Here is a 22625-nt window from a genome sequence, read left to right as displayed (position 1 = left end):
CTTGGTGCCCGTGACTCCCGAAGACCTCTCCAGCGTTCTGTTCGACATCGTGACCGCCCGGCTCGCCGAGCGCGGGTCCGACGTGACGATCACCCTGGGCGACGTTCTGCTGGAGCGCCCGCGCAACCGCGACCACGGCGACTGGACGTCGAACATCGCCATGAAGCTCGCGAAGCGCGTCGGTTCGAATCCCCGGGCGTTCGCCGAAGAACTCCGCCCGGCGATCGAGAGCATCGAAGGCATCAGAGCGGTGGATGTCGCGGGCCCCGGCTTCATCAACATCACGTTCGACACCGCCGCGGCCGGTGAGGTGGTGCGGAGCATCCTGAACCAGGGTGACGACTACGGCCACACGACGGTGCTGGAGGGCCTCCGCGTCAACATGGAGTTCGTGTCGGCCAACCCGACCGGGCCGCTTCACCTCGGCCACACCCGCTGGGCCGCGCTCGGCGACGCCATTGCGCGCGTGCTCACCGCGACCGGCGCGAACGTCACGACCGAGTACTACATCAACGACGCCGGCAACCAGATGGACAACTTCGGTGCCTCGATCCTGGCAGCAGCGAAGGGCGAGCCGACGCCGGAGAACGGCTACCCGGGGGAGTACATCCAGTCGCTCGCGGCGCACGTGATCGCTGAGGCTCCGGATCTGCTCAGCCTCCCGCACGACGACGCCATCGCCATCGCCCGCGACCTCGGCTACCTGCAGCAGCTCGAGGAGATCAAGACCTCGCTCGAGAACTTCAACGTGCACTTCGACGTGTACTTCTCGGAGCGGAGCCTCCACGCGCCCGACCCGTCGACAGGCAAGAGCCTGATCGACGATGCCGCCGTGCGCCTGGCCGAACAGGGACACGTCTACGAGAAGGACGACGCCGTCTGGGTGCGCACCACCGACTTCGGCGACGACAAGGACCGCGTGCTCACCCGCGGCAACGGCATCACCACGTACTTCGCAGCGGATGCGGCCTACTACCTCAACAAGAAGGATCGCGGTTTCACCGAGAAGATCTACCTGCTGGGCGCCGACCACCACGGCTACGTCGGGCGTCTGAAGGCCCTCGCGGCCGCCGCCGGAGACGATCCCGACGTCAACATCAAGGTGCTCATCGGCCAGCTCGTGAACCTGAACGGCGCGAAGCTGTCGAAGCGCGCGGGCAACATCGTCGAACTCGACGACCTGCTCAACTGGGTCGGTGCGGATGCCCTGCGGTACTCGCTCGCCCGGTATCCGGCCGACTCGCCGCTCTCCCTCGACGGAGAGAAGCTCCGGGAGCGCACGAACGACAACCCCGTGTTCTACGTGCAGTACGCGCACTCGCGCACCCGTTCGGTGGCAAAGAACGCCGAGGCCGCCGGCGTCGACCGCAGTGCGTTCGAACCGGCCCTGCTGACCCACGAGACGGAGACCGAACTCCTGGGATCGCTGCAGGAGCTGCCGCGGATCGTCGCGCAGGCCGCAGAACTCCGAGAGCCCCACCGCGTCGCCCGGTACCTCGAAGAGGTTGCCGGCCACTACCACCGCTGGTACGCGAGCTGCCGGGTGCTACCCCTCGGCGACGAGCCGGTGTCCGACCTGCACCGCACCCGGCTGTGGCTGAACGATGCCACAGGCCAGGTCATCCGGAACGGGCTCGCCCTTCTCGGCGTCTCTGCACCCGACCGGATGTAGCGGCCCTCCCGTGAGCGAGGCATCCGAGGGCGGGGCGCCCGCCGGCACGTCGCTGCCGCGTGCTCGCGGCAGACGACGGACGACGGTCATCGTCGGTGTCGCGATCGCTGTCGTTCTCCTGGTGGTCGCCGTGATCGTGGCGGATGTCGCGTTGCGCTCGTTCGCGGAGGGCAAGGTGCGGGAGAACATCCTGCAGAACCTGCCGGCGAACGTCAGCGGCGATGTGTCGGTCACGATCGGTGGCGCCTCGTTCCTGCAGCAGTACCTCGCCGGGAGCTTCGACGACGTGAGTCTGTCGTCGACGGATCTCACGGTGGGCGGCGTTCCGGTCTCGGCGACGGTCGAGGCGCACGGAGTGCCGACCGACCAGTCCAAGCCGGTCTCGAACGTCTCCGCCAGCCTGACGCTGTCGCAGGATGCGGTGAACACGTTCGTGGCGGTGCCCGGTTCGAACCGGATCGTGTTCGGTGACGGGACCGTCGGATACGCGGGTTCGTTCGAGGTACTCGGACTGGCGCTCGGGTACGACGCAACAGCAACGGCCACTCCGAGCGGGCCGGATGTGCTGCTCACCCCGACCGGGGCGACCCTTTCCGCGGGGTCGGCCTCGGTAGACGTCGGGGGAGCGCTGAAGACGATCGTCTCGAAGCCCGTGCCGATCTGCGTGGCGCAGTACCTTCCCGAGCGCGTACAGCTCACCTCGATCGCCCCCACTCCCGGCGCGGTGACGGTCCGCGCCGAGGCGACCGACCTGTTGCTCTCGGCCGACGCCCTGAAGACGACCGGCGCCTGCTGACCAGTGGCGTCGCCTGCTGACCAGTGGCGTCGCCTGCTGACCAGTGGCGTCGCCTGCTCAGCCGGCCTTCGGAGCGTCGTCGATCTTGGTGTCGATGTGGAAGTCGCTACCGTGCACGTCGCTGATGGTCGTCTGCGAGTCGTAGATGGCGGTGGGGTCGTCTTCGGCGCTGAAATCGCAGTGCACGACCTTGCCCTCGACGACATCGATCGGATCGTCACCGCAGTCGACGATGGGGCGGGGCACCTTCAGCTGCTCGACGACGGCGTCACCCACCTGTCTGGCGAAGTCGTCGGCGCTGATCGTGGGGTTCGAGCCGAACGAGAACGAACAGCCGGAAAGGCCGAGGGGCAGCACGAACGCCCCCAGGAGGAGGGCGGGAAGGAGACGGGGAGTTCGCAGGATCGACATATCCTCAGTATAGAGGAATGCTCGATTCTGGGGAAGAGTCGCGCTATACGTCACCGCCAGCGTCGTCCCGCCGCGTCCGATAGAGTTTTGACAGACCCCGCCGCCTGTCCCGAGCGCCCAACGGCGACGCGCTGCCCGAACCGCCGAAAGTTCTCCCGATGACTGCCAACCCGCTCGCACCGTCGTGGCTGCCGCAGCCGGAAGACTCGAACGACCTGCCCCGAGCGGTCTGGCCGCAGAACGCCGGCCGCGCTGTCGACGGCGAACTCGTGCTGGGCGGTGTGCCGGCATCCGATCTCATCGCCCGGCACGGCACCCCGCTCTATGTCGTGGACGAGGCCGACGCCCGCGCTCGCGCCCGCGGCTTCCGTGAGGCGTTCGAGCGCGAAGGCGCCCGCATCGGCACCGGCGTGACCGTCTATTACGCCGCCAAGGCCTTCCTCACCGCGACGGTCGCCCAGTGGATGGCCAGCGAGGGCCTGAGCATCGACGTCTGCAGCGCGGGCGAGTTCGCTGTCGCCTCCGCTGCCGGTGTGGCGCCCGCCCGGATGGGCTTTCACGGCAACAACAAGTCCGTCGCCGAGATCGACGAGGCCGTCGGGGCGGGCATCGGCGCGATCGTCGTCGACTCTCCCGTCGAGGTCGAGCGGATCGCCGCCGCCGCCGAACGCCACGGCCGCGTCCAGGCGGTGCGCCTCCGCGTGAACAGTGGGGTGCACGCGCACACCCACGACTTCCTCGCAACGGCTCACGAAGACCAGAAGTTCGGCATCAGCCTGGCTGAGGCCCCGGCGGTGGTGGCGAGCATCCGGAGCCACCCGAACCTGCGGTTCCTCGGGCTGCACTGCCACATCGGTTCTCAGATCTTCGGCGCCGACGGCTTCGAGCAGTCGGCCGCCCGTCTCCTTGGCCTGCACGCCGAGCTGCTTGCGGGCGGCGAGATCCCCGAGCTGAACCTCGGTGGCGGTTTCGGGATCGCCTACACGAGTGTCGACGATCCCACTCCCGTCGACGTGCTGGCACGCCAGATCGCCGACATCGTGGCGGTCGAGTGTGCCGGTCTCGGCATCGCCGTGCCGCATCTCGCGTTCGAACCCGGCCGGGTGATCATCGGTCCGTCGACGGTGACGCTCTACACCGTCGGCACGGTCAAGCCGGTGACGGTGAGCGTGGGCGAGGCAGGCGCCCAGAACCACGACCTGACCCACACCGAAATGCCGACGCACACGGACATGCCGACGCACACGGACATGACGGGCATCCAGAGCCCCACCGCCGTCCGCACCTACGTGAGTGTCGACGGCGGAATGAGCGACAACGCCCGCCCGGCCCTCTACGGCGCCGACTACACCGTGCGCCTCGCCAACCGCCGCTCCGGCGCGGAGCCGGCACTTGTGCGCATCGCCGGCAAGCACTGCGAGAGCGGCGACATCGTGGTCTACGCCGACTATCTCCCGGGGGACGTCGAACCCGGCGACACCCTCGCCGTCGCCGCGACCGGCGCCTACTGCTGGTCGCTCTCGAGCAATTACAACTACCTGGGACGCCCGCCTGTCGTCGCTGTCCAGGGTGGTGAGGCCCGGCTCATCATGCGGGGCGAGACGATCGACGATCTGCTCTCCCGCGACCCCGCCATCGCCCGGGCGACGCGCAAGGCCCCCACAGCACAGAGCCCAGCAGCACAGAGAGTCTCATGATCGAATACCGCAACCTCAAGATCGCCCTCCTCGGGGCCGGCAGCGTCGGCTCGCGGGTGGCGCAGCTGCTGCTCGAGCACGGCGACGAGCTCGCCTCGCGGGTCGGCGCGGGGCTAGAGCTGGTCGGCATCGCTGTGCGGGACGTGGATGCCGAACGCGACGTCAGCCTGCCGAAGGAGTTGTTCACCACCGACGCCGAGTCGCTGATCCTCTCCGCCGACATCGTGATCGAGCTGATGGGCGGCATCGAGCCTGCCCGCAGCTACATCCTCGAGGCCCTGAACTCGGGAGCCGACGTCGTCACGGGCAACAAGGCGCTGCTCGCTCTGCACGGCACCGAGCTCTTCGCCGCGGCCGAGCAGGTCGGCGCGCAGCTCTACTACGAGGCAGCCGCCGGGGGAGCGATCCCGATCATCCGCCCGCTTCGCGACAGCCTCGCCGGTGACCGGGTCAAGCGCATCCTCGGCATCGTGAACGGCACCACCAACTTCATCCTCGACCGGATGGATGTCGACGGCGACACCCTCGAGGGCGCACTGGCGACCGCCACGGCACTCGGGTACGCCGAAGCAGACCCGACAGCCGACATCGAGGGGTACGACGCCGCACAGAAGGCTGCCATCCTCGCCCGTCTCGCGTTCCACTCCGAGGTGCCCGTCGGGGCGGTGCACCGCGAGGGGATCACCTCTGTCACTGCCGAGCAGGTCGAGCGCGCCCGGCGGGCCGGCTACGTCGTCAAACTGCTGGCCATCTGCGAACGGGTCGTGGATCCGGTCACCGGCGAGGAGGGCATCTCGGCGCGCGTGCATCCGGCGCTCGTCTCTCGGCTGCACCCGCTCGCTGCTGTGCACGGTGCCAAGAATGCCGTCTTCGTCGAGGCCGAGGCGGCCGGCGACCTGATGTTCTACGGGGCGGGGGCGGGCGGGCTCGAGACGGCATCCGCTGTTCTCGGCGACCTCGTGTCGGCGGCCAGGCGACATGTCGCGGGTGGGCCGGGTGTGGGCGAGTCGTTCACGGCCTACCTGCCGGTCGTCGACATCGGCAAGGTGCAGACCCGCTACCAGATCACGCTCGAGGTCGTCGACGCCACGGGCGTACTCGCAACGATCGCCGGGATCTTCAGCGATCACGACGTGTCGGTCGAGACGCTGGAACAGTCGTCCGCGACAGGGCGCACCCCGGCATCCTCTGCCACGGCAGCCACCGGCGCTGCACACACCGGCGCTGCACACACCGGCGTGGCTGCGCACGGCGAGCAGGCCTCCGATCACATCACCGCTACCCTAGTAATCGTCACGCACAGGGCGAGCGAGCAGGCCCTGGCGGCCACCGTCGCCTCCCTGGCCGGGAACACGGCCGTCGCCCGCGTCACGTCAGTCATGAGAGTTGAAGGAGCCTAGTGTCCCCGAACAGTCCCCGCATCCCGTCCCGGCAGTGGAGAGGTGTGCTGCACGAGTACGCCGACCGCCTGAACATCACCGAGGCGACGCCGATCATCACGCTCGGCGAGGGTGGCACCCCGCTCATTCCCGCTCCGGCGCTCTCCGCCCGCACGGGCGCGAAGGTCTGGGTCAAGTTCGAGGGCATGAACCCGACGGGCTCCTTCAAGGACCGCGGCATGACGATGGCGATCTCCAAGGCCGTCGAGCACGGCGCGAAGGCCGTCATCTGCGCTTCGACCGGCAACACCTCCGCGTCGGCCGCCGCGTACGCGACGCACGCCGGCATCACGGCAGCCGTGCTGGTGCCCGAGGGCAAGATCGCGATGGGCAAGCTCAGCCAGGCCATCGCCCACGACGCCGAGCTGCTGCAGGTGCAGGGCAACTTCGACGATTGCCTCGACATCGCCCGCGAGCTCGCGGCGAACTATCCGGTACACCTCGTGAACTCGGTGAACCCCGACCGCATCGAGGGTCAGAAGACGGCCGCGTTCGAGGTCGTCGAGGTGCTTCAGGATGCGCCCGACTTCCACATCGTGCCGGTCGGCAATGCGGGTAACTACACCGCCTACTTCCGCGGCTACAGCGAGGAGCTCGAACGCGGTGCCACCACGAAGCTGCCCCGCATGTTCGGATTCCAGGCTGCAGGATCGGCGCCCATCGTGCTCGGGCACGTCGTGAAGAACCCCGACACGATTGCCAGCGCCATCCGCATCGGCAACCCTGCCTCGTGGGCCTTCGCCACCGAGGCCCGGGAGACGAGCGACGGCTATTTCGGCGCCATCAGCGACAAGCTGATCCTCGAGGCTCACCGCATCCTGTCTGCCGAGGTCGGCATCTTCGTCGAACCCGCGTCGGCCATCAGCGTGGCGGGCCTGCTCGAGCGGGCGGAGGCCGGGGCGATCCCGGCCGGTGCGACGGTGGTGCTGACGGTCACCGGACACGGTCTCAAAGACCCGCAGTGGGCCCTCCGCACCGCCGACGGCAGCGACATCACGCCGACCATCGTGCCGGTCGACGTCTCGGAGATCGCTGGCGTGCTCGGCCTCAGCAAGGCGACCGCATGAGCGAGGCCGGGGCTCCGTCCGAGGGGGCCACAGCGCTTCCCGCAGGCCTCTCGGTGTCGGTGCGGGTTCCCGCCACCTCGGCGAACCTCGGGCCGGGCTTCGACACGCTCGGTCTCTCCCTCTCCCTCTACGACGAGCTGACCGTCACCGTCCGGTCCGAGCCCGGTGCGACGGTGGATGTTCGGGGTGTCGGTGCCGGCGAGGTACCGACCGACGCATCCAACCTCGTCGTGCAGTCGATCGCGCACACCTTCGCCGCCTACGGCCAGCCGATGCCGGGCCTCGACCTCATCGCGCGCAACTCGATTCCCCACGGACGGGGGCTCGGGTCATCCGGAGCCGCCATCGTGAGCGGCATCATGGCAGCGAAGGGGCTGCTGGCGGGCATCGTCGACATCGACGCGCTCGGCCTCCTCGCCCGCGCGACCGAGCTGGAAGGGCATCCCGACAACGTGGCGCCCGCCCTGTTCGGTGGGCTCACAATCGCCTGGGTCACTCCCGAGGGCCCCCAGTTCAAGAAGCTGATCGTGCACCGCGGAGTGTCACCGCTCGTGCTGGTGCCGCAGGCCACGATGTCGACGGCGCTCGCGCGGAGCCTCCAGCCGGCGACCGTTCCGCACGAAGACGCGATCTTCAACGTGTCGCGCTCGACGCTTCTGATTGCAGCACTCATCCAGAGCCCCGAGCTGCTCTTCGCAGCAACCGAGGACAAGCTGCACCAGAGCTACCGTGCAGCAGCGATGCCCGAGACCGACCGTCTCATCCGGCTGCTGCGTGCCGAGGGATTCCCGGCCGTCGTCTCCGGTGCCGGCCCCAGCATTCTCGTGCTCTGCAGCGACCCGGGCCAGCGCCTCGCAGCGGTCGATCTCGTTGCAAAAGCATCGCCGACACCCTGGGATTCCCGGGTACTGGCCGTGGACTTCAAAGGTGCTACAGTGATAGCGCACCCGGTCGAAGCCGACTAGTTCTTCTTGCTCCGAGCCCCGGTCGCACATCCTCCACATTACCGCTGGCATTTGTAGAGCCGTCCCTTTTCACGGCATCCAAATGCTTTCAGCTCTTCTGCCACCGTTCTGAGTGGGCAGAGGAAGGAAATCACCTCAGTGACTGACACCAACCTCCCGGTTCCCAGCGCGGAATCCCGTGCCGATCTGGCCGCACTCCGCGTCTCCGAGCTGCAGACGCTCGCGGCTGCCCTCGGAATCCCGGGCGCCTCGAAGCTCCGGAAGGGCGACCTCGTCGCCGCGATCTCGGGCGCACAGGCGGGCGACGCCGCCCCCGCAGCAGCAGCGCCCACCTCAGACCAGACGTTCGCCGAGCAGATCGCCCCCGCGGCTGCTACCGCTGAGGCTGCAGCTGTCGAAGCTGCGCCCGCTGACGCTGCACCCGCTGACGCTGCGCCCGCTGACGCTGCGCCCGCTGACGCTGCACCCGTGGCTGAGGCGCCCGTCGCCGACGGCCCGCAGACGAGCCCGCGCCGCCGTGCCTCGCGCCGGGTCACCTCGGCCGACCCGACGTCGGCTCCGGCCGAGGTCGTCACTGCCGCCGTCGAAGCGCCGCAGACCACTTCGGGCCGCCGTCCGGCCGTGCAGCACGTCAACGCCGGAGTGGAGGAACACGCACCCCTGGTTCCGCAGGCCGACACAGCAGGCTCGACAGACGCTTCTTCCGTCGCACCGGAGTCCGAGCCCCGTCGGGGCCGCGGCAGCCGCCGCAGCTCCGGTGGCCGGGCCAGATCCAGCGGTGACGCTGCCGCTCTGTCCAGCACCGACGCGGGCACCACCGCCGCCGGAACCGCCGGCACGTCGGCCGCAGACAGCCCCGTCGCCGGGGAAGCCCGCACCGAGGCATCCAGCGCAGCAACCGACTCCGCAGCAAACGACTCCGCAGCAAACGACTCCGCAGCAAACGATCCTGCGGCGATCATCGACTCCGCGATCGACAACTTCGTGGCCGAGAACGCGGCGCAGGGTGGCGCGGCACAGGCTGGCGGAGACACTGCACGCTCCGAACGCCAGGTGCGCACCCCGCGCCTCACTCGTGCCCAGCGCGCAGCGCAGGCCGCTCGCGATGCCGCCAACGGCGAAGCTCCCGCTGTCGATCGTTCGCGCACGGACTCGATCCTGCCGAACCTGCCGATCGTGGGTTCCGACGACGACGTTCTGAGCCAGGGCTTCGACGAGGGCGACCGTGACCGCGAGAACGGCGACCGCGACCAGAACGAGCCGCGCCAGGGCCGTGGCCGCAACCGGCGCGACCGCAACCAGCAGGGCGGCAACCAGCAGGGCGCCGGCCAGAACGGCGGTGCTCAGAACGGCGGTGGCCAGAACGGTGCTGCCCAGAACGGCGACGCCGACCGTGCCCCGAACGGCCAGGGCGGCGACCGCCAGAACGACCGCAGCAGCGCCGACCGCACCAACAGCGATCGCCTGAACAACAGCCAGCGTGCTGCGAACGGATCCCAGCGGAGTCCCCGCAACGACCGCAGCGCCGAGCGCAACGACCGCGCCGACCGCAACGACCAGGACACCTACGACGAGCAGCAGCTCGACGAGCTGAACGGCAACACGGGCGGCGACCGCCAGAACCCGAACGACCGCAACGACCGCAGTGCCCGCAACCGTTACCGCGACCGCAAGCGTCGTGGCCAGAACGGCGGCGAAGAGCTCGAGCCCGAGATCAGCGAAGACGACGTGCTCATCCCGGTGGCGGGCATCCTCGACATCCTCGACAACTACGCCTTCGTGCGCACCAGCGGCTACCTGCCGGGCAACAGCGACGTCTACGTCTCGCTCGGCCAGGTGAAGAAGTACAACCTGCGTAAGGGCGACGCGGTCGTCGGTTCGATCCGCCAGCCGCGGGAGGGCGACAACAACGGTCGCCAGAAGTACAACGCCATCGTCAAGGTCGAGTCGATCAACGGCCTGCCCGTCGACGAGGCCGCGAACCGCGTCGAGTTCTCGAAGCTCACCCCCCTGTACCCGCAGGAGCGCCTCCGCCTCGAGACCGAGTCCGGCAAGCTGACCCAGCGCATCATCGACCTGGTCGCCCCGATCGGCAAGGGCCAGCGGGGCCTGATCGTCGCACCGCCGAAGGCCGGCAAGACCATCGTGATGCAGCAGATCGCGAACGCGATCTCGACGAACAACCCCGAGGTGCACCTCATGGTCGTCCTGGTCGATGAGCGTCCCGAAGAGGTCACCGACATGCAGCGCACGGTGAAGGGTGAGGTCATCGCCTCCACCTTCGACCGCCCCGCCGAAGACCACACCACGGTGGCGGAGCTCGCGATCGAGCGTGCCAAGCGCCTGGTGGAGCTCGGCCACGACGTCGTCGTGCTGCTCGACTCGATCACCCGCCTCGGCCGCGCCTACAACCTGGCCACGCCGCCCAGTGGGCGCATCCTCTCCGGCGGAGTGGATGCCGCGGCCCTGTACCCGCCGAAGAAGTTCTTCGGTGCGGCCCGCAACATCGAGAACGGTGGCTCGCTCACCATCATCGCCTCGGCGCTCGTCGAGACCGGTTCGAAGATGGACGAAGTGATCTTCGAAGAATTCAAGGGCACCGGCAACATGGAGCTGCGACTCTCACGCCAGCTCGCCGACAAGCGCATCTTCCCCGCGGTCGATGTGAACGCATCCGGAACCCGCCGCGAAGAACTCCTGATGGGCGTCGACGAGACGAAGATCACCTGGAAGCTCCGCCGCGCCCTCGCCGGGCTCGACCAGCAGCAGGCGCTCGAAATCGTGCTCGGCCGGCTGAAGGACACGACCAGCAACGTCGAGTTCCTCATGCAGGTGCAGAAGTCGATGCCTCAGACCACGCCGACCGACAGCCGCAACGGCAACGGACACAACACCAGCCACAACGGCTCGCACGGAGAGTAGGCAGTCATGTTCGAATCAGTGGAGACACTGCTGATCGAGCACGACGAGCTGCAGGAACAGCTCGCCGATCCGGCGTTGCACTCGGATCCTGCTCGTTCCAAGAAGGTCAACCGTCGTTACGCCGAGCTCAGCCGCATCATCGCGGCCTGGCGCGAGTGGCAGCAGCTGACCGACGATGTCGCTGCGGCCACCGAGATGGCAGCCGAGGACGAGTCGTTCGCCGCCGAGCTTCCCAGCATGACCGAGGAGCTGGAACTGGCGACGGAGAAGCTCCGCCGTCTGCTCATCCCGCGCGACCCCAACGACGGCCGCGACGTCATCATGGAGATCAAGATGGGGGAGGGCGGCGCCGAGAGCGCGCTCTTCGCCGCCGACCTCCTGCGGATGTACCTGCACTACGCAGAGTCGAAGAAGTGGAAGACCGAGATCATCGAGCAGACCTCAAGCGACCTCGGTGGCATCAAGGACGTGCAGCTCGGCATCAAGGGCAAGTCGACCGATCCCGCCGAGGGCGTCTGGGCGCACCTGAAGTACGAGGGTGGAGTGCACCGCGTGCAGCGCGTTCCGGCCACCGAGTCGCAGGGGCGCATCCACACCTCCGCCGCCGGCGTGCTCGTCTACCCCGAGGTCGACGAGCCCGAAGAGGTCGAGATCAGCCCCAACGACCTCAAGATCGACGTCTACCGCTCGAGTGGCCCGGGTGGGCAGTCGGTCAACACCACCGATTCCGCCGTTCGGATCACGCATCTCCCGACCGGCATCGTCGTGGCCATGCAGAACGAGAAGAGCCAGCTGCAGAACCGTGAAGCCGGCATGCGGGTCCTCCGTGCGCGCGTGCTCGCGAAGCAGCAGGAGGAGATCGACGAAGCGGCCAGTGCCGTGCGGAAGAGCCAGATCCGCACGATGGACCGTTCCGAGCGCATCCGCACCTACAACTTCCCCGAGAACCGCATCGCCGACCACCGCACCGGGTACAAGGCCTACAACCTCGACGCTGTGATGAACGGGGCACTCGAACCGGTCGTCGCCTCCTGCATCACCGCCGACGAAGAGGCTCGCCTGGCGGAACTGGGGGCAACGGCCGAGTGACGGCCGGGCCCATGAGTGTCATCCAGGTCGACCGGCCCATCACGGTGCGCGTGCTGTTCGAGCACGCTGTCGAGATCCTGACCCGTGCCGGTGTACCCGAGCCCGACGTGGATGCCCAACTGCTGCTCGGGCATGTGCTCGGCGCCAGCCGTGGGCAGGTCCAGGCCCTCACCTACACCGACTCGCACGTCTCCGTCGACGACGCCGTCGCCATCTCGGAGGCGGTCGAGCGCCGCGCCACCCGCGAGCCGCTCCAGCACATCACCGGAACGGCCGGCTTCCGCCTGCTGGAACTCGCCGTCGGCCCGGGCGTCTTCGTGCCCCGTCCCGAGACCGAGTTCGTGGCGGGCCTCGGCATCGACAGCCTCCGGGCGGTCGCCGACGAGTCACCGATCGCCGTCGACCTCGGTACCGGCAGCGGGGCCATCGCGCTCTCGCTCGCCACCGAGGTTCCGCACAGCCGTGTCTGGGCGGTCGAGAACTCCACAGCCGCCTTCATCTGGGCCAGGCAGAACTTCCGTTCGGTGGATGCCCGGAACGCCACGCTCGTCTTCATCGACCTCGCGGATGCCCTCCCCGAACTCGACGGTCGCGTCTCGGTCGTCGTCTCGAACCCGCCGTACATTCCGACGGATGCGATCCCGCGCGACCCGGAGGTACGGCTGTTCGACCCCGAGCATGCGCTCTACGGCGGAGCGGACGGCCTCGACGTGGTGCGGAGCGTCTCCCAGACGGCCAGGCGGCTCCTCCGCCCGGGCGGATCTCTCGTGCTCGAACACGGCGAACTGCAGGGGGCCGGCATCCGGAGCCTGCTGCAGCAGGACGGCTGGCACGCCGCTTCGACGCATCGCGACCTGACGGGTCGCGACCGGGCGACCACTGCCGTGCGCTGACGTCCATGTCGAGTCCGGTGGGTCCCGCGTGCCAACCGGTTCCACAGGATCAGCCCGGTAACATGGTGGGCGACATGGCTGCCATCTATGACTGCACGGTTCCGAGCGAACTCCTTGCGGGAACGCGTCTCGCCCGGGCGGCGATCTCCCGGGGCGAACTCGTGGTCATCCCGACCGACACGGTGTACGGGCTGGCCGCCGATGCCTTCGACCCCCGGGCCGTGCAGCGCCTCCTCGACGCCAAGGGGCGCACGCGCCAGTCGCCACCACCGGTGCTGATCGCCGATGTGCGCACGCTCGAGGCGCTGGCCGAGAGCCTCAGTCCGGCAGCGCGCGAACTGACGGCCGAGTTCTGGCCGGGCGGCCTCACCATCGTCGTGAAGGCCCGAGCCTCCCTGATGTGGGATCTCGGCGAGACCCACGGCACCGTGGCACTCCGGCAGCCGAACCATCCGCTCGCCCTCGAGCTGCTGGCCGAGACCGGACCGCTCGCGGTGTCGAGCGCGAACCTCACCGGGCAGCCGGCTGCTTCGAGTGCCGCAGAGGCGCTCGGGATGCTCGGCGAGAGCGTCTCGGTGTACCTCGACTCCGGGCATCCTGCGGTCGGCGTCGAACCCGATGCCGAGCTGCCTTCCGCCACCGCGGCGCTGCCTTCCACCATCGTGGACGCGACGCATCCCGAAGAGGTGCGCATCATCCGCGAGGGCGCTGTCGCGTCCTCTGAGATCCGCCGGATCGTCGGCGCGGCGCTCATCGACCGGCAGGCCGACTGATCCCGTGCGCTTCTACCTCCTCATCGGCGCCGTCTCCGCGGTCGTCACCTTCGGGCTGGCGATCCTGGTCTTCCGGCTGAGCACCAAATACCGGCTGTACCCGAAGATCCGCGAACGTGACGTGCACACGCGGCCGACGCCACGCCTCGGCGGTGTGGCGATGTTCGCCGGCGTCGTGATCGCTGTCGGGATCGCCTCGCAGATCAGCTGGTTCCATCTGGTCTTCATGAACCCCGGCCCCATCCTCGCCATTCTCGGTGCAGCGCTGATCGTCGTTCTCATCGGTGTGGCCGACGACATCTGGGATCTCGACTGGGTCGTCAAACTCGCCGGGCAGATCATCGCCGCGCTGCTGCTCGCGTGGCAGGGCGTGCAGATCGTCTCGCTGCCGATCGGCGGGCTCACGATCGGCTCGAGCGGAGCGTCCCTCTTCATCACGGTGCTCGCCATCGTGCTGGTGATGAACGCGATCAACTTCATCGACGGGCTCGACGGCCTCGTGGCCGGTGTCGCCATCATCGCCAACGGCACGTTCTTCTTCTACAGCTACCTGCTGACGAAGTTCACCTCGCCCACCGACTACTTCAACATGGCGTCGCTCATCACTGCGGTGCTGATCGGTGCCTGCATCGGGTTCCTGCCGTTGAACTGGCATCCGGCACGTCTGTTCATGGGGGATGCAGGATCCATGCTCGTGGGTCTGCTGATGGCGACGAGCGCGATCGCGGTCACCGGCCAGATCGACCCGGGTACCCTCGGCCGCTCACAGCTGCTTCCCGCCTTCATGCCGATCCTGCTTCCGTTCGCCATCCTGATACTCCCCTTGCTCGATTTCGGCCTGGCGATCATCCGGCGCCTGCGGGCGGGTAAGAGCCCGTTCAGCGCCGATCGCAAACACCTGCACCACAGGCTGCTCGACATGGGTCATTCGCAACTGCACGCGGTCTTCATCTTCTACGGCTGGACGGCGGTCGCCAGCGTCGGCTGCCTGCTCTTCTTCGTTCTGCAGCCGTACTGGCTCGCCTTCGTCTTCCTGGGGGTCGGGATGCTCGTCTGCACCGTTCTCACCCTCGCCCCGCTGACCCGCCGCAAGGCCCTCGAGGCGACCGTGCAGCTTGCGCCGGCAGCCAGCCTCATCTCCACAGAAGGAGCCGTGCTCGATCCCCTCGATCAGGCCGGCGACCAACAGAAAGTCTGACATCGTGACCGTCTCCACGCCGACCCTCAGTTCGACGCCGATCCTCCGCCGCGCCCTCCGTGTCGGCGCACTGTTCACGGTGGGTCTCATCGTGGTCGGGGGAGTCGCCGGCTACCTCGTCGACTCGTGGACCGGCGTGACCAGCGCGGTCATCGGCGCCGCGATGGCGTTCGTCTTCCTCGCGATCACGGCAGCGAGCATCCTGATCGCCAACCGCTACTACGCATCTCCGCTGTTCACCGCCCTGTTCTTCGCGATCGTCCTCGGAGCGTGGCTGCTGAAGTTCGTGATCTTCCTCGTGGTGGCGCTTCTGCTCCGCGGGCAGCCCTGGGTGAACCCCGCGGTGCTCTTCCTCTGCCTGATCGTGGGAATCATCGTGACTCTCGTCGTCGACATGGTCGTGGTCGTGAGGAGCCGTCTGCCCTACGCGAGCGATGTGGCGCTGCCGGGTTCGGGTCGAGTTCTACCGAATGTCGAAAAAGAGTCCGCAAACGGCCACATTGGCCGAGAATCAAGCCCTGAGGATTCGTCTCCCAGCACCAAAGCTTGATAGAGTGTGGACTGTTCGTTCCGCTACCGGGCGCTGATTCCCACAAGCCCCATCCGTAGCAATCCCCCCATTCGTCGACGCGAGAGCCGAGCTCCACGCCCCGATACAGGAGAAAGCGCTGCTATCTAACGCTGTAAACCTGCTAGTCCCGACAGCAACCGATGAAGGTGGCTTTACGGGTCCCTCCATCAATGAGTTTTTTCCTGACGTCCTCTTCTTCGCGAACACTCCGTTCGAGATCAACCGGATCATGCTCATCAGGTTCATTGCGGTACTGGCCATTGTCCTGATCTTCTGGATCGGCACCCGGAAGATGAAGATCGTCCCGGGCCGTTTCCAGTCCCTCGTTGAGATGGGACTCGACCTCGTTCGGGTCTCCATCGCTGAAGACCTGCTCGGCAAGAAAGACGGCCGGCGCTTCCTGCCGATCCTGACCACCATGTTCTTCATGGTGCTGTTCATGAACCTCACGGGCATCATCCCGTTCCTGAACATCGCCGGCACCTCGGTCATCGGTGTGCCGCTGGTGCTGGCCGTGGTGTCCTACATCATGTTCATCTACGCCGGTGTGCGAAAGCACCCGGGGGCGTTCTTCAAGAACTCGCTCTTCCCGCCCGGCGTGCCGAAGGTGCTCTACATCATCGTGGCGCCGATCGAGCTGGTGTCGACGTTCATCCTGCGCCCGATCACCCTCACGCTCCGACTTCTGATGAACATGATCGTCGGGCATCTCCTGCTCGTGCTGTTCTTCACCGCGACGTCGTTCTTCCTGCTGATCGGCAATGGATTCGCGCTGTTCAGCATCGGAACGCTGGCCTTCGGCTTCGCCTTCACTCTCTTCGAAATCCTGGTCGCAGTGCTGCAGGCATATGTCTTCACACTGCTCACGACCGTCTACATCCAGCTCGCACTTGCAGACGAGCACTAGCAACCGCTGGTGACCGGCTCCCGAACCCGTTCGGGACTGCAGGCAGAACTACCGGAACCGGCAACCGCCGGAACCACCACTACGGAAGGAAATCAACGTGGCAGACATCTCAGTACTCGCTGAGCTTCACGGCAACATCGCGACGGTCGGTTACGGCCTTGCGGCCATCGGCCCGGCCATCGGCGTGGGTATCGTCGTCGGAAAGACCATCGAGGGTGTGGCTCGCCAGCCTGAACTGGCCGGCCGTCTCCAGGTGCTCATGTACATCGGTATCGCCTTCACCGAGGCGCTTGCGTTCATCGGTATCGCGACGTACTTCATCTTCACCTCCACCACCTAAGCCGTCTTTCTCGTTCTACATCTAGAAAGGAGAGAGCATGTCTTTTTCACTTGCAGCAGTAGTACTCGCCGCAGATGAGGCTGCCCACAACCCGGTACTGCCCGAGCTTCCCGACCTCATCTGGGGCGGGGTCTGCTTCGTGGTGCTTCTCGTGTTCTTCTGGCGTGGGGTCCTTCCCCGTGTGAAGAAGCTGCTCGACGAGCGCGGCGAAGCCATCGAGGGCAACATCGAGAAGGCCGACGTCGCCCAGCGCGAGGCTGAAGCGGTTCTCGAGCAGTACACCGCCCAGCTCGCCGATGCGCGAGTCGAGGCGGGAACGATCCGTGAGCAGGCTCGTGCCGACGGCCAGCGAATCCTCGCGGAACTCAAGGAGCAGGCGTCGGCCGAGGCCGCCCGCATCGCGGCCAACGCGCAGGCGCAGATCGAAGCGGAGCGCCAGGCAGCTGTCGTCTCCCTTCGCTCAGAGGTGGGCACGCTCGCCATCGACCTCGCTTCCGGCGTGATCGGCGAGAGCCTGAGCGACGATGCCCGCTCTGCGGCGATCGTCGACCGGTTCCTCGCAGACCTCGAGGCCAGCGAGGCCTCAGCCAGCGGCTCCACGCCCTCCAGCAGCACCGGGGCGGTGTCCTCCTAAGCATGGGTAGCGCAACCAGAGAAGCCCTGGCTTCGTCGAAGTCGGCACTTGCCGCACTCCCCGCGGGTGCGTTGACGCTGTCGACGGGGGAAGACCTGTTCGCCGCCGGCCGGATCATCGGAGAGTCTGCGCAGTTCCGCAGCCTTCTCGGCGATCCGTCGACGGAGCCCCAGCAGAAGAAGGCGCTCATCCATGCTGTCTTCTCCGCGGGGCTCGGCGGCGACGCGTTGTCACTCCTGACCTCCATCACGAGTGCCCACTGGTCGACACCGGATGAGCTCCTGGCCGGCATCGAGGAGATCGCGCTTCGCGTGGTCGCTCGCACCGTGCCGGAGGGTACCTCTGTCGAGAGCGAACTCTTCGCTTTCGGCGAGGCGGTCGCAAGCGACGCGGGTCTCGAACTCGCCATCGGTTCGACTCTCGGCTCGCCCTCCGCGAAGGTGTCGCTCGTCGACGCCCTCCTCGGCGGCAAGGCCAGCGAGCAGACCGTGGTCATCGTGCGTCACCTGGTGCAGCAGCCCCGTGGCCGCCGCATCGCCGAACTGCTGGGCCGTGCAGCCGACATCGTCGCCGACGCATCCCACCAGTCGATCGCCACCGTCACGAGCGCGACGGCGATTGCGCCCGAGCAGCTTCTGCGGCTGACGAGTGCGCTCGGTCGTTCCTATGGCCGCGAACTGAAGATCAACCAGATCGTGGACCCCACGATCCTCGGCGGGCTCCGTGTCGAGATCGGTGACGACGTCATCGACGGCAGCATCGAGGCCCGGCTGAACGACCTGCGGCAGAAGCTCGCGGGCTGACGACTTTTCCCGGAACGTGCAACTGCGTCCTGCCCTGCAGGGAGCATCCACCGTCCCGAGTATTACGCTTCACCTAGACAATAAGGATTGGCAATGGCAGAACTAACGATCAGCCCGGACGAGATCCGTAACGCTCTTCAGGACTTCGTCAAGTCGTACGAGCCGACTGCAGCGAGTGCTGTCGAGGTCGGCTACGTCATCGACGCTGCCGACGGCATTGCCCACGTGCAGGGTCTTCCCGGCGTGATGGCCAACGAACTCATCCGTTTCGCCGACGGCACCCTGGGCCTCGCCCAGAACCTCGAGCAGGACGAGATCGGTGTCATCGTCCTCGGTGAGTTCAGTGGGATCGTCGAGGGCATGCAGGTCGAGCGCACGGGCGAGGTGCTCTCCGTTCCTGTCGGCGACGGCTACCTCGGCCGCGTCGTCGACCCGCTCGGCAACCCGATCGACGGTCTCGGCGAGATCGCGACCACAGGGCGCCGCGCCCTCGAGCTCCAGGCGCCCGGCGTCATGAGCCGGAAGAGCGTGCACGAGCCCATGCAGACCGGCATCAAGGCGATCGACGCCATGATCCCGATCGGCCGCGGCCAGCGCCAGCTCATCATCGGTGACCGCCAGACCGGCAAGACGGCCATCGCGATCGACACGATCATCAACCAGAAGGCCAACTGGGAGTCCGGAGACACGAACAAGCAGGTGCGCTGCATCTACGTCGCCATCGGCCAGAAGGGCTCCACCATCGCTTCGGTGAAGGGTGCGCTCGAAGACGCCGGAGCGATGGAGTACACCACCATCGTCGCGTCGCCCGCGTCCGACCCCGCCGGCTTCAAGTACCTCGCTCCCTACACCGGGTCGGCCATCGGCCAGCACTGGATGTACGACAGCAAGCACGTCCTCATCATCTTCGACGACCTGTCCAAGCAGGCCGAGGCCTACCGCGCCGTGTCGCTGCTGCTGCGTCGTCCGCCGGGACGTGAGGCGTACCCCGGTGACGTGTTCTATCTGCACTCCCGTCTGCTCGAGCGTTGCGCCAAGCTCTCCGATGAGCTCGGTGCCGGCTCGATGACCGGCCTCCCGATCATCGAGACCAAGGCCAACGACGTGTCGGCCTACATCCCGACCAACGTGATCTCGATCACCGACGGCCAGATCTTCCTCCAGTCCGACCTGTTCAACGCCAACCAGCGCCCCGCAGTCGACGTCGGTATCTCGGTGTCGCGCGTCGGTGGCGACGCCCAGGTGAAGAGCATCAAGAAGGTCTCCGGAACGCTGAAGCTCGAGCTTGCGCAATACCGCTCGCTCGAGGCGTTCGCGATGTTCGCATCCGACCTCGACGCGGCATCCCGCCGCCAGCTGGCCCGCGGTGCCCGCCTCACCGAGCTGCTCAAGCAGCCGCAGTACTCGCCGTACCCCGTCGAGGAGCAGGTCGTCTCGATCTGGGCCGGAACGAACGGCAAGCTGGATGAGGTTCCCGTTGAGGACATCCTCCGTTTCGAGCGCGAGATGCTCGACTACTTCGGTCGCAACACCGAGGTGCTCACCAAGCTCCGCGACACCAATGTGCTCTCTGACGACATCGTCACGGCGCTCGAATCCGGTGTGGACTCCTTCAAGAAGGAGTTCCAGACCGGTGAGGGCAAGCCGCTCGCGTCTGTCGGTTCAGAGAGGTTCGAGGCTTCCGACAAGGAAGACGTCAACCAGGCACAGATCGTGAAAGGTCGCCGCTAAGTAATGGCTGCTCAGCTTCGGGTCTACCGACAGAAGATCAAGTCTGCCCAGACGACCAAGAAGATCACGCGGGCGATGGAACTGATCTCTGCGTCACGCATTCAGAAGGCGCAGGCGCGGGTGGCAGCATCCGGTCCCTACGCTCGCGCAGTGACGAACGCCGTGTCAGCTGTGGCCACCTACTCGAACGTCGACCACATCCTCACGACCGAGCCGGAGAAGGTCGAACGCGCGCTGATCGTCGTCTTCGCTTCGGACCGTGGTCTCGCAGGCGCCTTCTCGTCGAACGTGCTGAAGGAGTCGGAGCAGCTTGCGACGCTTCTGCGGAGCGAGGGCAAAGAGGTCGTCTACTTCACGATCGGCCGTAAGGCTGCGGCGTACTTCGCGTTCCGCAAGCGCGCCACTGCCGAGTCGTGGACCGGCGGCACCGACCAGCCCACATTCGAGGTTGCCAAGGAGATCGGCGATGCTCTCGTCGAGATCTTCGTGAAGGATGCGTCTGACGGGGGTGTCGACGAGATCCACGTCGTCTACAACCGCTTCGTGAACATGGTGTCGCAGGTACCCGAGATCGTCCGTCTGCTTCCTCTCGAGGTCGTGGAGGGTGACGAGGCCCCCGCCGACAGTGTCGTTCTGCCGCTCTACGAGTTCGAGCCCGAGGTGGGCGACGTTCTGGATGCGCTCCTGCCCGTCTACATCGAGAGCCGTATCTTCAATGCCATGCTGCAGAGTGCCGCGTCTGAGCACGCTGCACGCCAGCGGGCGATGAAGTCGGCCAGCGACAACGCCGACAAGCTCATCCGTGACTACACCCGCCTGGCAAACAACGCGCGCCAGTCGGAGATCACCCAGCAGATCTCAGAGATCGTGGGCGGCGCAGACGCGCTGACCCCCGCTCGCTGACCGACAGTTTTTTCGAAACGTTAGAAGAGAGAGAAGCAATGACACCGACAGCAACAGCCACTGAGCCAGCTGCCGCCGAGGCGAAGGCTGCCGGCATCGGCCGCGTCGCCCGGGTCACCGGCCCCGTCGTTGACATCGAGTTTCCGCACGACGCGATTCCCGGTATCTACAACGCCCTGAAGTCGACTGTCACCATCGAAGGCGTGGTGACCCCGATCACGTTCGAGGTCGCCCAGCACCTCGGTGACGACCTCGTGCGCGCCATCGCCCTGAACCCGACCGACGGTCTCGTTCGTGGCCAGGAGGTCACCGACACAGGAGCGCCCATCTCGGTGCCTGTCGGCGACGTCACCAAGGGCAAGGTCTTCAACGTCATCGGAGAGGTTCTGAACGCTGACGCCGATGGAACCTTGAACGGTGAGAAGATCGAGATCACCGAGCGCTGGCCCATCCACCGGAAGCCCCCGGCCTTCGACCAGCTCGAGTCGAAGACGACTCTGTTCGAAACCGGCATCAAGGTCATCGACCTCCTGACGCCGTACGTGCAGGGTGGAAAGATCGGCCTCTTCGGTGGTGCCGGTGTCGGAAAGACCGTTCTGATCCAGGAGATGATCCAGCGCGTGGCGCAGGACCACGGTGGTGTGTCGGTGTTCGCCGGAGTCGGCGAGCGCACCCGTGAGGGCAACGACCTCATCATGGAGATGGAGGAGGCGGGCGTCTTCGACAAGACCGCGCTTGTCTTCGGCCAGATGGATGAGCCGCCGGGAACGCGTCTTCGTGTCGCCCTGTCGGCCCTGACGATGGCGGAGTACTTCCGTGATGTGCAGAAGCAGGACGTGCTGCTCTTCATCGACAACATCTTCCGTTTCACGCAGGCCGGTTCGGAGGTGTCGACCCTGCTGGGCCGAATGCCCTCCGCCGTGGGTTACCAGCCGAACCTCGCCGATGAGATGGGTGTGCTCCAGGAGCGCATCACCTCGACGCGCGGTCACTCGATCACGTCGCTCCAGGCCATCTACGTGCCTGCTGACGACTACACCGACCCGGCTCCGGCGACCACCTTCGCCCACCTCGACGCCACGACTGAGCTCAGCCGCGAGATCGCGTCGCGGGGCCTCTACCCGGCCGTCGACCCGCTGACCTCGACCAGCCGCATCCTCGACCCCCGCTACCTGGGCGAGGACCACTACAACACGGCCGTTCGCGTCAAGGCGATCCTTCAGAAGAACAAGGAACTCCAGGAGATCATCGCGATCCTCGGTGTGGATGAGCTGTCTGAAGAAGACAAGATCACTGTGTCGCGTGCGCGCCGCATCCAGCAGTTCCTGTCGCAGAACACCTACATGGCGAAGAAGTTCACCGGTGTCGAGGGTTCGACGGTTCCGCTGAAGGACACGATCGAGTCGTTCACGGCCATCGCGAACGGCGACTTCGACCACGTGGCCGAGCAGGCCTTCTTCAACGTCGGAGGCATCAACGACGTCGAAGAGAAGTGGGCCCAGATCCAGAAGGAAGACGGCTAGACATGGCAGACGTCTCCGGCGCTGCCGCGCCACTGCAGGTCAGTGTCGTGTCGGCCGACCACGAAGTGTGGTCGGGCGACGCGACGCAGGTCATCGCGAAGACGACCGAGGGCGAGATCGGCATCCTGCGTGGGCACGAGCCCCTGCTGGCGATTCTGTCCGAGGGCGAGGTGCGCGTGACGCTGGCCGATGGCAAGCGGATCGTCGCCCGTGCCAACGAGGGTTTCCTGTCGGTCGAGAACGACCGGGTCACCATCGTGGCCCGTGCGGCAGAGTTGGTTTCATAGCAGT

Annotated in this window: 21 protein-coding genes; 20 read left to right on the top strand and 1 reads right to left on the bottom strand. The window is 66.8% G+C overall.

Annotated features, from left to right (window positions below; genetic code table 11):
* The first annotated feature begins 10 nt into the window (after positions 1-10).
* Both argS and B7R21_RS11490 read left to right on the top strand, forming a co-directional pair.
* The gene (gene argS, locus B7R21_RS11495; protein WP_116283498.1) at positions 11-1672 is read left to right on the top strand and encodes an arginine--tRNA ligase; all 1662 of its coding nucleotides are present in this window, start codon (positions 11-13) and stop codon (positions 1670-1672) included.
* Between the two features lie 10 nt (positions 1673-1682).
* On the top strand, positions 1683-2468 hold the full coding sequence (locus tag B7R21_RS11490; protein WP_172592143.1) for an LmeA family phospholipid-binding protein: 786 nt from the start codon (positions 1683-1685) through the stop codon (positions 2466-2468).
* 57 nt (positions 2469-2525) lie between these two features.
* Here B7R21_RS11490 and B7R21_RS11485 read toward each other — a convergent pair whose 3' ends face one another.
* Positions 2526-2879, bottom strand: a complete 354-nt coding sequence (locus B7R21_RS11485) for a DUF4333 domain-containing protein (protein ID WP_116283390.1) — start codon at positions 2877-2879, stop codon at positions 2526-2528.
* A 158-nt stretch (positions 2880-3037) separates the two neighbouring features.
* Here B7R21_RS11485 and B7R21_RS11480 point away from each other — a divergent pair, with 158 nt between their 5' ends.
* The 18 genes from B7R21_RS11480 (at position 3038) to B7R21_RS11395 (ending at position 22621) form a co-directional block, all read left to right on the top strand.
* Positions 3038-4576, top strand: coding sequence for a diaminopimelate decarboxylase family protein (locus tag B7R21_RS11480; protein WP_116283389.1), 1539 nt, complete (start codon positions 3038-3040; stop codon positions 4574-4576).
* Positions 4573-5976 carry a homoserine dehydrogenase gene (locus B7R21_RS11475; RefSeq protein ID WP_116283388.1) on the top strand — a complete coding sequence of 468 codons (1404 nt, stop codon included), beginning with the start codon at positions 4573-4575 and terminating at the stop codon, positions 5974-5976. Before B7R21_RS11480 ends, B7R21_RS11475 begins: the two co-directional genes overlap by 4 nt.
* Positions 5976-7082: a threonine synthase gene (thrC, locus tag B7R21_RS11470; RefSeq protein WP_172582294.1), complete on the top strand. Its 1107-nt coding sequence runs from the start codon at positions 5976-5978 to the stop codon at positions 7080-7082. The genes B7R21_RS11475 and thrC overlap by 1 nt, the downstream gene beginning before the upstream one ends.
* Complete coding sequence (gene thrB / locus B7R21_RS11465; protein ID WP_116283387.1) at positions 7079-8047, top strand: homoserine kinase; 969 nt, start codon at positions 7079-7081, stop codon at positions 8045-8047. The genes thrC and thrB overlap by 4 nt, the downstream gene beginning before the upstream one ends.
* 138 nt (positions 8048-8185) lie before the next feature.
* Entirely contained in the window at positions 8186-10969 is a 2784-nt protein-coding gene (gene rho, locus B7R21_RS11460) for a transcription termination factor Rho (RefSeq protein WP_116283386.1), read from the top strand.
* A gap of 6 nt (positions 10970-10975) precedes the next feature.
* The gene (gene prfA, locus B7R21_RS11455) at positions 10976-12058 is read left to right on the top strand and encodes a peptide chain release factor 1 (RefSeq protein ID WP_116283385.1); all 1083 of its coding nucleotides are present in this window, start codon (positions 10976-10978) and stop codon (positions 12056-12058) included.
* Positions 12059-12069: 11 nt separating this feature from the next.
* Complete coding sequence (gene prmC, locus B7R21_RS11450; protein ID WP_116283496.1) at positions 12070-12951, top strand: peptide chain release factor N(5)-glutamine methyltransferase; 882 nt, start codon at positions 12070-12072, stop codon at positions 12949-12951.
* A gap of 74 nt (positions 12952-13025) precedes the next feature.
* Positions 13026-13724, top strand: a complete 699-nt coding sequence (locus B7R21_RS11445; RefSeq protein WP_116283495.1) for an L-threonylcarbamoyladenylate synthase — start codon at positions 13026-13028, stop codon at positions 13722-13724.
* Positions 13725-13728: 4 nt separating this feature from the next.
* Positions 13729-14922, top strand: coding sequence for an MraY family glycosyltransferase (locus B7R21_RS11440; RefSeq protein ID WP_116283384.1), 1194 nt, complete (start codon positions 13729-13731; stop codon positions 14920-14922).
* Positions 14923-14926: 4 nt separating this feature from the next.
* Positions 14927-15472 carry a hypothetical protein gene (locus B7R21_RS11435; RefSeq protein WP_216364210.1) on the top strand — a complete coding sequence of 182 codons (546 nt, stop codon included), beginning with the start codon at positions 14927-14929 and terminating at the stop codon, positions 15470-15472.
* Between the two features lie 139 nt (positions 15473-15611).
* Positions 15612-16400: a F0F1 ATP synthase subunit A gene (atpB, locus tag B7R21_RS11430; RefSeq protein WP_301182563.1), complete on the top strand. Its 789-nt coding sequence runs from the start codon at positions 15612-15614 to the stop codon at positions 16398-16400.
* Between the two features lie 106 nt (positions 16401-16506).
* The gene (atpE, locus tag B7R21_RS11425) at positions 16507-16740 is read left to right on the top strand and encodes a F0F1 ATP synthase subunit C (protein ID WP_369826455.1); all 234 of its coding nucleotides are present in this window, start codon (positions 16507-16509) and stop codon (positions 16738-16740) included.
* Between the two features lie 37 nt (positions 16741-16777).
* On the top strand, positions 16778-17374 hold the full coding sequence (locus B7R21_RS11420; RefSeq protein ID WP_116283382.1) for a F0F1 ATP synthase subunit B: 597 nt from the start codon (positions 16778-16780) through the stop codon (positions 17372-17374).
* A 2-nt stretch (positions 17375-17376) separates the two neighbouring features.
* Positions 17377-18177: a F0F1 ATP synthase subunit delta gene (locus tag B7R21_RS11415; protein ID WP_116283381.1), complete on the top strand. Its 801-nt coding sequence runs from the start codon at positions 17377-17379 to the stop codon at positions 18175-18177.
* Between the two features lie 93 nt (positions 18178-18270).
* Positions 18271-19908, top strand: a complete 1638-nt coding sequence (gene atpA, locus B7R21_RS11410) for a F0F1 ATP synthase subunit alpha (protein ID WP_116283380.1) — start codon at positions 18271-18273, stop codon at positions 19906-19908.
* A gap of 3 nt (positions 19909-19911) precedes the next feature.
* On the top strand, positions 19912-20811 hold the full coding sequence (locus B7R21_RS11405; RefSeq protein ID WP_116283379.1) for a F0F1 ATP synthase subunit gamma: 900 nt from the start codon (positions 19912-19914) through the stop codon (positions 20809-20811).
* A gap of 38 nt (positions 20812-20849) precedes the next feature.
* A complete protein-coding gene (gene atpD / locus B7R21_RS11400; RefSeq protein ID WP_116283378.1) occupies positions 20850-22334 on the top strand; it encodes a F0F1 ATP synthase subunit beta in 1485 nt (494 codons plus the stop codon).
* A 2-nt stretch (positions 22335-22336) separates the two neighbouring features.
* Positions 22337-22621, top strand: coding sequence for a F0F1 ATP synthase subunit epsilon (locus B7R21_RS11395; RefSeq protein ID WP_116283377.1), 285 nt, complete (start codon positions 22337-22339; stop codon positions 22619-22621).
* Positions 22622-22625 lie beyond the last annotated feature (4 nt).

It is taken from the genome of Subtercola boreus (genome assembly GCF_003399625.1).
GTDB classification, from domain to species: domain Bacteria; phylum Actinomycetota; class Actinomycetes; order Actinomycetales; family Microbacteriaceae; genus Subtercola; species Subtercola boreus_C.
Note: the sequence above shows the minus strand (reverse complement) of the source record. Positions and strands in the feature narration are given on the sequence as shown.